The sequence below is a fragment of the Domibacillus sp. A3M-37 genome, assembly GCF_024213455.1.
Lineage (GTDB): Bacteria > Bacillota > Bacilli > Bacillales > Domibacillaceae > Domibacillus > Domibacillus tundrae.
The window spans coordinates 1-10,894 of the sequence record NZ_JANAVL010000039.1 but is presented as its reverse complement, the minus strand read 5'-3'; the positions used below and the strand labels follow the sequence as shown (position 1 = coordinate 10,894).

Genomic DNA, 10,894 nt, shown 5'->3' with positions numbered 1-10,894 from the left:
AGTTTCTTGCTTAAAACGTTGACGTTTTTATTGATTTTGTTCAGTTTTCAAAGATCAATTTTCTTCACTGCCGTTAATAGCAACTAAACTATCATATCATGCAGTAATTTGAAAGTCAATAACTTTTATCTAATTATTATTTCAATAAATCATTAATACAGAATCAAATCATTTCATCCATGCCATCTTTATCGTTGGCGGACGATTAATATAACATGATTAGAAGAAGAAAGTCAATACTGACTTAAAAAATAATTATACTAAAATAATGAATACCTATATTTGAATTTCATTCTTTTTTCGCCGTTATTTTAACGACGGATTAATAATATAACCCATTTTTATTTTTATAGCAATACCTTTTCTGTAATGGATTTATTTACTAAATTGGTTTTCTCCATTAAATCGATCTCTATCGGAACGATTGAGTGTACGAATAAAACGTGAAACTCTTGGAACACTATAATGGAAGCCATCAAAAAGAGCGGTTTTTTATTATGCAAATAAAAACATTGATACATTTCCCATTTTTGTACCAAGCTACCCACCTTTTCAATTGCGTATGATGTCGAATATTTAATTGTGCCATGGCTTCTTTGACCAGTATCCCTGCTAATCTCGTTTCAACTGCCGTCATTTTTACTTCTGCTGGATAACTCACTCTTGAACTCACAGAAAAACACCTCCAAGTTGTTTTTAGGCAGTCAATACCCGTTTTCCAACTTAAAGGTACTTTTCATTTGTCTCACTCTATGGGGTCAGTCCCCGATCTCAAAAGGCTCTTTTTGTGTGGCTGTTTTATAAACGTTAAGAAGTTAAGCGGGAATATTGCTCTTGATGGTTTCCGAATTGATATTTCTTTTCTACATAAATTTGGTGACAAATCATGAAGGTGAAGATGGTCCATAGTTTTCGGCTATTATCTCTCTTTTCCATTACATGATCGGCGAGCAATGCATGAATCGCTTGTTTATTGAATAGGTGGTCTGTGTGGCTTTCGTTGATTAGCTGGATCGCCCAGTCGTACATTTCATTCTTGAGCCAATGCCGGATCGGCACAGGGAAGCGGAGTTTTTTCTGTCCCATACGTGCCGGGGCACAATGCCTTTTGCCACTTCCCGAAGGAGGAATTTAGTGTGGCCGTTATTGATTTTTTGACTGATGGTCAATTTTGAAGCGGCGCTGAACACTTGTGGATCCAGGAAGGGCACCCTTACTTCGAGCGAGTTAGCCATCGACATTTTATCGGCCTTCAATAAAATGTCTCCCTTCAGCCAGGTTTGGATATCAATGTATTGCATCTTGGTGACATCGTCATAGGAAAAGGAATCGGCGTACAGCATGTTCGTTACTTTTTCATTTTCCGCATTCCCCAGATAATGAACCAACAGATCCTTCTTTTCTTTTTCATTGAAAATATTCGCATTGCCGATATACCGTTTATCCAGGGGTGTCGTGCCTCTCTCTATTAGGCTCTCTCCTCTGACCCCGTCCGGGATGCCGTTCGCGAGTGTCTTCAAAAGGAATTTCACAGGAGACGGCATGTAGGAAAACATCTGTAGGGACTGGGGCTCCCGGTAGATATTATATCCGCCAAATAATTCGTCTGCCTCTTCTCCCGACAAGGCGACTTTTACATGCTCTTGGGCTTCCCTCGCCAGGAAATACAATGGATCGGCGAGCGGGTCATCCATATGCCAGATGATTTTTGGCAAGGCGGCCATGAATTCCTCCGGCGAGATCAAATAAGAGATGTTTTCCACATTTAGCTGGCGCGCTGTTTCTTTAGCAATATCGATTTCACTATATCCTTCGTTTTCAAACCCTACTGAAAAGGTTTTAATGTTCGGATTCACTTCTTTTGCTAAAGAAACCATAAAGGAAGAATCAATACCACCCGAAAGGAAGGTCCCGACAGGTACGTCACTTCTCATATGGACGTTCACTGAATCCATCAGCGTATCCTGGATTTCTTTTATCATCTTCCTATTTTCCATGTTGGATGGCATGAACGTCGGCTGCCAATACGAAGTAATCTTCATTTTCTCTCCCGGTTTTTGGGTGAAATAAGGAAGCCCCTGCATTTAATCAGGATGCTTCATTTTATATTGAAATGTTCTATATAAGGATAATAAAGTTGTTTAAAAAACAATAAAGTCGTTTCTGTAGTGCTTTAATGAATCAATGAAAAGATTTTAAAGCCCACATGCTGGCTCTGTATTTATCTTTTATTCCCGTATAAACATGAATATTAACGATTTCTATTATTTATAATGGCAAATTTTTCTATAATAGCAAATTGTTTCATTTGCTACTGATTCTGATTAGCTTGATTCTTGAACTTAAAAACCGACCTTTCTAAATGGCAGAAGGTCGGTTTTTAAGTGAATTCAATTATTTTGTTTGAGAGATGCCATTAACGATTTGAGTCAGTGCTTCGTTGATCGGCATAATTGGACGGCCGAGAAGTTTTTCGAAATCGTTACTTTCGATTTCCAAAGCTCCTTCCCGAATGTCTTTTTGGATGTTAACCAGCATAGGAATGAGGAAATCTGGTACCCCAGCGCCTTTCATAATATCAGCATAAGTGGCGTCGTCAACCTGTTGCACAGGTACTTCTTTACTCAATACAGCCCCAAGAGCAGATGCCAGTTCTTCCTGAGTAAATAGCTCACCAGAAAGCTCGTAAGTTGTGTTTTCGTGTCCGTTCCCGGATAGTACCGCTGCAGCAGCCTCTGCATAATCCTGCTGAAGTGCCCAGCCTACCTTACCAGTTCCTGCAGATGTAACCCAAGGAGCTCCTGCAAGGACACCTTGGATGCCCGCGATTTCATTTTCTAAGTACCAGTTGTTGCGTAGGAAGGAGTATGGAATACCTGTTTTGATGATGGCTTCTTCCGTGACACGATGTACTGGAGCAAGGAACAACTTGCTTTCACTTGCATTTGCTGCACTAGTATATGCAATAAATCCAACTTGCGCACGCTGTGCCGCTGCTATCGCGTTTGTGTGCTGCCGAATTCTTGTTTCATTATCTCCATCCGCAGAAATAATTAGTAAGCGGTCGATACCTGCAAAAGCGGAATCTAATGTTTCTGGACGATCAAAATCTCCTTGGCGAACTTCTACTCCGCGAGCTCGCAGTCCTTCCGCTTTCTCTGGATTGCGCACACTGACAGTCAGTTGACTAGCTGGTACAGTTTTCAATAAGGTTTCTACAACCTTCGTCCCCAATTTTCCTGTTGCTCCTGTTACTAACATTTTCATGGTCTATTCCTCCAATATGTTTTGTTGAAATCGTTTTTGTTAACTTGTAATTGTCTTGATTACCTGTAACCATATTAATTACTTGTAGAGTTTTTGTCAACTAATAAAAATTCTTCTATTTCACTTGATATTTCAAGAAATATGCGACTTGTAATTAAATGAATTACATGATAATAATATTGAGATATTGGTTATATTATGTGTAATGAGAGGGGATAAAATGTCTATCAGTAGTCGATTTGCTGTTGGAATTCATATATTAACTCTTATTGAATTAAATAAAGAGGGAATAAGTTCATCGGAATTTTTAGCAGGAAGTGTAAACACGAATCCAGCCGTAATAAGAAAAATTATGGGGATGCTTAAAAAGACAGGATTAATAGAAGTACATCCTGGTATTGCGGGAGCTAAACTAGCTAAGGATCCATTTGATATAACATTACTTGATGTTTATAAAGCGGTCGATGTTGTGCAGGAAAAGGAATTGTTTAGCATACATGAAAATCCAGCTCCTAATTGTCCTGTAGGAAGAAATATTCAAAATACAATAGGCCCATTATTTACAGCCGCTCAATTAGCATTGGAAAAAACTTTGGGAAATGTAACCCTTGAAGACGTTGTAAAGGATATTGTTGATAAAGAGAAATTAAATAGTAAATTTTGAAAAGCAGCAATAAGGATTCATAGGCAGCATAATAAAACAATTTAACGAATTCTCTTCTTTTATGATTCTTTAACGATGGCTCTTTCCTCCGCCCTTACGACCAGCTTCCTCACGACCCATTTTATCATTATTGTTAGCAGCCATTAAAAGCTCCTCCTCAGTAAATTTGGATTTCGCTATTGTTACGGTTTTGATATTCTTGGGTTATTTCTATATAAAACAGTTTTTCAAGGCTGAACCGAAAGGACTATCATTATATTCGGAAAGTAAAAAAGAAAAGAAGATGGATTCATCCTTGTTTTTCCGGGTATATCAGTAATAGAGTGATAAAAGAATATAATATTGGGCAGGATGGCAAAGGTGGCCGTCAAGGTATCTGGCGTAGGTGGGGCCAATACGAGGATAAAGAAGGAATTATATTTATTTATTACTTAAAAAGAAACGTTGTTACGATAGCTGGCTTGTCCAGTACCTTAAAACAATAAACAGGCCCTTGTCCTTATTAAAGACGAGAGCTTGTTTTTGTATGGGATTAAAAAAATCGAGCCAATTACGTTCACTGAAAAAATATAGTCCACCATAAATTGCTGGTATGTTGGATTGAACTCTAATTAATGAAGCTATATACTTCAAAATCGTTTGCTGGCGATTCGCTAGCGTCTTATGCATAGCGCACACCTCGTTTCTGTTTCGGCTTGGAAGCTGCTAAAATGTTTTCTCGTTTAAATGTCCGTAGCTGATTCCGTTTCAAGCAGTAAGCCCGGATATAATCCTCATGTATTTTCCGCACAATAATGTTCCGATCTGTAATGACTCTTTCATCATTCATATACATAATCAAAATCGGCTTCTTCTCTTCTAACGACATTCGAAACAATCCCTGCATTTTAACAACCTCCTTTTGTTTATCCCATTATATCGAACAAACGTTTTAGAAACAAGTGTTTCAGGAACATATTTTCGATTGTTGGTATTGAATGTAACAAAATCAATAAATTGCGACTTTACTAGCCCATAGCCCCCGGTTATCTTCTAGGTAAAGGAGTTCGCTGTATGTGGAGCAAAAAAGAAAAGATCGTTATGATGTGCCGGTTATGTAATAAAAAGATTGCTGAGACGCATCATGTGGGAGCAATGCAAATACACAGCATAGTTCACTTGTACTGCCGTGCCTGGCCAAGACCGGGTGAATATATTATTAATGAAGGTAAGTTCAAGGATATAGGAAGTATCTATGACCCCGGCCGAAAAACCGGGGCTTTTTCTACTCCATTTCGATCTCTAGTATTTCTATATTAAAGAACAGCGTCCAGTTAAATTGTGCCTTCTCATCCTCTGTAAATCCAGCCAGTTTCTTGCGTGTAATGCTTTCGAGCTTGGCAAAACAATTCTGTGGAAAGGCACGCGCTCCGTATTTCCATACAAGACCAGCAGCAAACTGGCGGCACATTTCGATGATCTCTACATCCTTCATCATTATGCAACACTCCTTTTCGCTTTCGATAACGGTGATAACATGCACCTAATCATTGGTGGCGCACTGATTGTCGGCGGCGTATTCCTGGCTGCTGGAAAAACCATTGGGTTTTATTGAAGGTTTTGTTTTAGGTAAAGGCGTACCGCATCACGGTATAATTTGGATCTTTCTCGTTTCGGGATCTTTGTCAACGCATCCATTAAATCCTTGTCATATTCCGGATTAAGCTTCGCTGATAATGACCGAACAGGCTCTACACGACGTTCCTTTGCGGGAGTATTATTTTTTCCGAGGTACACAGGAATGTTTTTTACAGTGAGCTTTTTTTCTTCGCTCATTCCCACCATCTCTTCCCTAGTGTTAATTAGTGTTAAATGATGATATGGGCGGGGATGCTTGCTTTATTCCAAAATAGATGAAAAAATTTAAGGAAAAGTGCGAAAAAGAGGGAAGCGGTGCGACTGGGTGAGAAGGCTGAAAAAGAAAAAAAGACTCTCCGGAATCCGGAAGATCGATGGCTGCTTATGTTCTGTATCGGCGCATGTCGAATATTCCGTGATTTTCAATCTTCTTTGTGCACTTTCGGATTGTACCCATGTTCAGCATTAATAAGAGCCCGCGCTTCTTCTGTGGATTCAAGCGATGTATAAACGCCGGTATACACCCGAGTTATCCTTTTCTCCTTTAAATGCTTTGAAGCCGATTTCTTTTGCTGCTTGGTTTGCTGCTTGGTTTGCTGCTCCCGGTCCATAATCTTCTGCAAATAAATCACCGTCGTGTCAATCTGCTCATGGCCGAGCACCCGTATGACCGCATTTTTGCAGGGCTTTTTCTCAGGAATGTTGTTAATAATAACGCTGGCTTAGTTAAGAGTGACTTTCGCTTTTTCATCTCAAAGCTTGGTTAAGATCTTCAATCAACTCTGCCGGGTCCCCCTGCCCTACAGCAATTCGAATTATCCCAGGGTTTATATGCTCTTCCCGGAGATTTTCCACATTTGTTCCGTAGTTCGGCGACCAAATTAAACTCTCAAATGATCCCCATGAAACGCCAATTTGAAATACTTTCACCCTATTGATGACTTCTGCAACCTTTTGATAGGAGGAAGAATATAATTCAAAGCTTAGCAAACCTGAATATCCGTTCATTTGTTTTTGCCTAATGTAAAATCAGGATGGGAGGACAGACCCGGATAATGCACGTTTTTCACCTGTTTATGTCCTTCTAAAAACGCTGCGACTTTCCAGGCATTTTCTTGATGGACTTTCATTCGCAGAGGAAGTGTTCGCAGTCCTTTAAGAAGTTTTGAGGCCTCAGCTGGGACGAAAATACTTCCTTGAAGAAGATATTCTTCAGAAAATATTGTTTCCATTATGGATGCGCTCGTAATAAGAACGCCTCCATGACATCGCTGTGTCCACCTAAGTATTTAGAAGCGGAATGAACGACGATATCGATTCCTAACGTGAGGGGTTTTTGGAAGAGTGGAGTGTCCCAGGTATTGTCGATAACTGTCCGAATGGTGAGGGATTTAGCAAGACTGGCAACTGCCTGCAAGTCGATCAGCCGGAAATTTAAATCTGTCGGGCTTTCGAGAAAAATCAGTTTTGTGCTTGGACGGATGGCTTGTTTTATAGCCTCAATGTCTGTTGAATAAACAACCGAATGCTCAACTTGAAATTTGTGTAAATACTTTAGCAAATTTAGCGTTGATGTATAAACATTCCCAACCGTTACAATATGATCCCCACTCTTTACACTATTAAAAAGGACGGCTGTGATAGCGGCCATCCCCTTTTAGTATAGGAAGGACTGCTAACGTTATACAGTTATATTACCTTTAAAAACGATTACTACTTTCCTGGCAGTAAAACGTTAACTTTTAAAACACCTCCTCTTTCCGAAGTTTGGTGAGCAATAAGATTGATTTTATATAATTTACTTTTACAATACAGCTCTAAACTTCCAGGCATCTGCATCAGTCCTCCGAGTAACCCGCGTCCAAGAAAAATTATATTTGTACATTTATTGATTAGAATTTCCTCTGCCTGCTTAGCCCGTGTAATGATAACCCGTGCATCAGTTAGCACAACAGTAACATTTTAGATTGTACACTTTATTCAGAATCTTATTCATAACGATTACATTTCTAATTAAAAAGGTTTAACGGATACGCCTAAACATGAATAAACCTCATTACTTTGAAGAAAATACAAAAAAGAAAAGAAAGGAGTGTTTACATTGAAAAAAGAAAATAAAGAAACACCTTCAATTACCAAGAATTTTGAACCTAAAGATTATAATAGGAATGATGAAGTTTCTAAAGGGCTGGCTACTACTCATGAACAAGTTAGTGATTATTACATGTCAGGAGAAGTCGTACCCTCGGAATACGAAAGCACTATACCACGAAATGCTCAAAAGAAATCAGAATAACATCCAATCCCTGTTATCGATGAAAAGGAATATCCACAAGGGTGCCTTTTCGATTACAAAGCCAAATTGCTGCTAATTTCTGCGAAAATTACCAGAGGTCCTTGCATAAAGGGACTCTCCTAAAGAGTGCGTCCCTTTTTTATGTTGTTGGCCAATAAGATTACTTTCAGAAGAAAAATAAGGACGGCAATTATTTAAAGGGGAAAGGAGAATTTGAAAATGGACAAGAAAAAAGCACCGAAAGAAAAAATGGCTGTCGAAAGTAATGGGCTGACAGATACTCAGGAAGTTTTGTATGATCATGAATTTAAAAAAGCAGATACAGCTGGGAAAGACATGAATAAGGGTACAAATGCGAAAAACAGCTTATAAATAGTGTACCTATCTTTAGGATATAAAAATATAAAAGAACCACCTTGAAATCGTAAAATTAACTGACTTAAGGTGGCTCATCGCTTTACCATGTGGATTTAAATGACCTGGTAAAGCGTCATAATTGGCATTAACACCGTTGATAAACCGAATAATGCTAAATGGCGAGCATCAGACTTATTCCAAGTTCAGGTTCCGCGTAAACAAACCGGCTACTCATTCTCCAGCATCTCAATGTATTCATCCAGTTTCTTCCGGTTTTCTTCTGAAATTTCTGGATATTGCGGATTCATTTTTTCCAGCCATTCAATCATTACTTCCGTTATAATGTAGCGTGAATACCATTCATCATCTGCTGGGAGTATGTACCATGGTGCATATTCCGTAGATGTATTGCTTAACATGTCTTCAAATATTTCTTGGTAACTGTCCCAGTGCTGTCTTTCCTCAACATCACTAAAAGAGAATTCCCAGTTCTTTTTCGGATCTTTCATTCGCTCCAACAACCTTTTTTTCTGCTCTTCTTTCGATACATTAAAGAAAAATTTGATCACCTGGAATCCATTTTCAACCATATAGCGTTCAAAATCGTTAATTTGCCGATAGCGCACCGACCAAATTTTTTCCTTTTTCACATCGTCCGGGATTACTTCATCCCCTAATAAGTCGTGGATTCTTGGCGCAATCACTTCTTCATAATGTGAACGGTTCAAGATGCCAATTTGGCCTCTTGCAGGCAGTCCTTCATGAATCCGCCAAAGGTAGTCATGGCTGAGCTCAGTGGCAGAGGGTTTCTGAAAGGAAGTCGTTTTCAAGCCTTGCGCGTTTAAATTCGAAAAGATGTAACTGATGGCTTCATCTTTTCCAGCTGCATCCATCGCCTGCAAAACGACTAATATTCCTTTTTTCGATTCTGCATGAAGCTTCCAGTGCAAATCCTTCAGCTTGCTGACACTTTCTAGAATCCGTTTTTCCAGCAATTCTTTTTCCTCGATGCAATCCTCCTCTGTAGTCGCATATTTCAATAGTTCAAGGTTTTTATTTTCTTCAACTAAATATTTGCTTGTATCCATGTAATCCTCCCATTTCTTACTTCAAACTTTGAAAAATTCGATATCGGTTGTGGAAATTAATTTTAAAAGTGTTGCTTATTATTTAATTACCCCCCTTGTTAAAAGCACAAACGAATCCTACTCTTTCTATCAATATCCCGCTTTTTCTTTATTTAATCCTTCACAATTTCTTAAGTATCATTGTCCTCACAATAACTTCGATTACTCCTCTTAGTGAAACAGAATGCCACCGTTAATTTAAACAAATCCTTACATAATTAATCTTGAATTTATAGGCTTAGAATAAAGTTTGATCAAAATGGCTTCTTCTAATTGAAATTCAAATAAGTTCCAGAATTCATAGGCTTCCGGCTGCGATTCTATTTCAGTCTCAAAAAAATATTAAAATAGGTGTTTATTATTTTTTCTATAGGTATAAATCATACAAACAAAACAATGTGAATGCAGAATTTTGGACACACTGTACTAGGTGTGAACAATGTTTATCGTGAAATAGAAAACTATGAACACCACATACATCAAATGGTCTTTTTGAATAAAATCACTTTTGTTTGTGCCTATGATGCAGATCGTATGAGGCAATCACTTCAAACTAATTTCTATCTTTTCAAGAAGCGGGACCAGCCGCCTCTTGATTATGTATCTTCCATAGTTTCGATTACGATCCGTGCATAAGTACTGTGGCTGCTTTCTTTCATCATAGCCAAGAATGTTAGCATTTTATCAATAGTGATCGACCAGTTCAGCTCGTGTTTATCGTAAAAAGCATCTTCGTCCATTCTAACAGCATCATAGAATAAGTCCCTTGGCTCTTTCTTAAATACGTTCTGGATCATTTCTAAATACGAGTTAAGTGAATATTTTCTGTCATCAGTTAATTCATGGTTTTTAACAAGATCAAGGAGTCCGGGAACACCAATACCAAGGCAGGCGATGATATTTTGATTTTCTTCCTCCATTGTTTCTTTCTCCACTCGCTTTTTTTCAGACAATTTATGCTGCTTGTATCCCTGCAGATCAATTATATTCATGTTATCCTCCTATGCCCTGATTTCATGCGTTAAACCATGTCTGTGAAGTGCCAGAACCATCATAATAAACGCAGGGAGAAGGTCTGCTGATTGAATCACCGCGCTCAAAACGCCGTATAACGTCCGTGCTGAGACCAGGATGAGATGTCCGCTATGAAAGAGACAGACAGCCCGGCCGCTTCCCGTTTTTCTTTCATGAGCAAACCGATCATTTCTCTTTACATTTACCAACCTAAACCGCATCCGTAAACATTATTTCTTCATACTGATTCCAGTTTCTTTGCTCCTACAATAAAGAGCGCTTTTCCCTCGACTATTGCTTTCACCCGGATGCCTTTTCTAATCTTCTTTGAGTACACAACAGTGATTTTTCGCCGGTTCATTTTGTTTCAGGACTTCATTATTTGATTTTTTATAACCGGCGTATATACATGAATTGTTATTGTTAGGTTCATTCAGGAATTCAGGGTAACAACTACCATTGAATGCAGCGATCGATCCATGTAATATATAAATACAAGCTGCATTGCACGTCACGATATAAAGTTTTAACCTTTAAGCTGTAACAGGGAGT

The 10,894-nt window shown here is 38.6% G+C and carries 11 protein-coding genes and 2 pseudogenes; 3 read left to right on the top strand and 10 right to left on the bottom strand.

The genetic code is table 11. The features are described 5' to 3' along the window. Positions 1-475 precede the first annotated feature (475 nt). From NLX67_RS21790 to NLX67_RS21780, 3 genes and pseudogenes are all read right to left on the bottom strand, one after another. Positions 476-673 (bottom strand): hypothetical protein, encoded by a 198-nt coding sequence (locus tag NLX67_RS21790; RefSeq protein ID WP_254313501.1) that lies wholly within the window; start codon positions 671-673, stop codon positions 476-478. Positions 674-807: 134 nt separating this feature from the next. Beyond that, positions 808-2,069: pseudogene (locus tag NLX67_RS21785) on the bottom strand (asparagine synthetase B family protein); the annotation flags it as partial. Positions 2,070-2,394: 325 nt separating this feature from the next. Continuing rightward, positions 2,395-3,267 (bottom strand): SDR family oxidoreductase, encoded by an 873-nt coding sequence (locus tag NLX67_RS21780; protein WP_254313500.1) that lies wholly within the window; start codon positions 3,265-3,267, stop codon positions 2,395-2,397. A gap of 220 nt (positions 3,268-3,487) precedes the next feature. Here NLX67_RS21780 and NLX67_RS21775 point away from each other — a divergent pair, with 220 nt between their 5' ends. Continuing rightward, complete coding sequence (locus tag NLX67_RS21775) at positions 3,488-3,931, top strand: Rrf2 family transcriptional regulator (RefSeq protein WP_254313499.1); 444 nt, start codon at positions 3,488-3,490, stop codon at positions 3,929-3,931. Positions 3,932-4,592: 661 nt separating this feature from the next. Here the strand turns inward: NLX67_RS21775 and NLX67_RS21770 are convergent. The 5 genes and pseudogenes from NLX67_RS21770 to NLX67_RS21750 all read right to left on the bottom strand — a co-directional run bounded on the left by NLX67_RS21770 (position 4,593) and on the right by NLX67_RS21750 (position 7,199). Continuing rightward, the gene (locus NLX67_RS21770) at positions 4,593-4,817 is read right to left on the bottom strand and encodes a hypothetical protein (RefSeq protein ID WP_254313498.1); all 225 of its coding nucleotides are present in this window, start codon (positions 4,815-4,817) and stop codon (positions 4,593-4,595) included. A 378-nt stretch (positions 4,818-5,195) separates the two neighbouring features. Next, entirely contained in the window at positions 5,196-5,408 is a 213-nt protein-coding gene (locus NLX67_RS21765; protein WP_254313497.1) for a hypothetical protein, read from the bottom strand. A gap of 110 nt (positions 5,409-5,518) precedes the next feature. Beyond that, positions 5,519-5,746 (bottom strand): hypothetical protein, encoded by a 228-nt coding sequence (locus NLX67_RS21760; RefSeq protein WP_254313496.1) that lies wholly within the window; start codon positions 5,744-5,746, stop codon positions 5,519-5,521. Between the two features lie 224 nt (positions 5,747-5,970). Beyond that, positions 5,971-6,210 (bottom strand): hypothetical protein, encoded by a 240-nt coding sequence (locus tag NLX67_RS21755; RefSeq protein WP_254313495.1) that lies wholly within the window; start codon positions 6,208-6,210, stop codon positions 5,971-5,973. An 85-nt stretch (positions 6,211-6,295) separates the two neighbouring features. Next, positions 6,296-7,199, bottom strand: a pseudogene (locus tag NLX67_RS21750) (trans-sulfuration enzyme family protein). 450 nt (positions 7,200-7,649) lie between these two features. Between NLX67_RS21750 and NLX67_RS21745 the strand changes: the two are divergent. Next, positions 7,650-7,844 carry a YozQ family protein gene (locus tag NLX67_RS21745; RefSeq protein WP_254313494.1) on the top strand — a complete coding sequence of 65 codons (195 nt, stop codon included), beginning with the start codon at positions 7,650-7,652 and terminating at the stop codon, positions 7,842-7,844. Positions 7,845-8,063: 219 nt separating this feature from the next. Continuing rightward, positions 8,064-8,216 (top strand): YfhE family protein, encoded by a 153-nt coding sequence (locus NLX67_RS21740; protein ID WP_254313493.1) that lies wholly within the window; start codon positions 8,064-8,066, stop codon positions 8,214-8,216. A 212-nt stretch (positions 8,217-8,428) separates the two neighbouring features. Here NLX67_RS21740 and NLX67_RS21735 read toward each other — a convergent pair whose 3' ends face one another. After that, a complete protein-coding gene (locus NLX67_RS21735; protein WP_254313492.1) occupies positions 8,429-9,289 on the bottom strand; it encodes a PPK2 family polyphosphate kinase in 861 nt (286 codons plus the stop codon). A 635-nt stretch (positions 9,290-9,924) separates the two neighbouring features. Beyond that, positions 9,925-10,320, bottom strand: a complete 396-nt coding sequence (locus NLX67_RS21730; protein ID WP_254313491.1) for a hypothetical protein — start codon at positions 10,318-10,320, stop codon at positions 9,925-9,927. Positions 10,321-10,894 lie beyond the last annotated feature (574 nt).

What these genes read in the sequence shown, in the direction of transcription:
- NLX67_RS21780 (WP_254313500.1), bottom strand. Translation starts at nt 3,267, where the DNA reads ATGAAAATGTTAGTAACAGGAGCAACAGGAAAATTGGGGACGAAGGTT.
- NLX67_RS21775 (WP_254313499.1), top strand. Translation starts at nt 3,488, where the DNA reads ATGTCTATCAGTAGTCGATTTGCTGTTGGAATTCATATATTAACTCTT.
- NLX67_RS21770 (WP_254313498.1), bottom strand. Translation starts at nt 4,817, where the DNA reads ATGCAGGGATTGTTTCGAATGTCGTTAGAAGAGAAGAAGCCGATTTTG.
- NLX67_RS21765 (WP_254313497.1), bottom strand. Translation starts at nt 5,408, where the DNA reads ATGATGAAGGATGTAGAGATCATCGAAATGTGCCGCCAGTTTGCTGCT.
- NLX67_RS21760 (WP_254313496.1), bottom strand. Translation starts at nt 5,746, where the DNA reads ATGAGCGAAGAAAAAAAGCTCACTGTAAAAAACATTCCTGTGTACCTC.
- NLX67_RS21740 (WP_254313493.1), top strand. Translation starts at nt 8,064, where the DNA reads ATGGACAAGAAAAAAGCACCGAAAGAAAAAATGGCTGTCGAAAGTAAT.
- NLX67_RS21735 (WP_254313492.1), bottom strand. Translation starts at nt 9,289, where the DNA reads ATGGATACAAGCAAATATTTAGTTGAAGAAAATAAAAACCTTGAACTA.
- NLX67_RS21730 (WP_254313491.1), bottom strand. Translation starts at nt 10,320, where the DNA reads ATGAATATAATTGATCTGCAGGGATACAAGCAGCATAAATTGTCTGAA.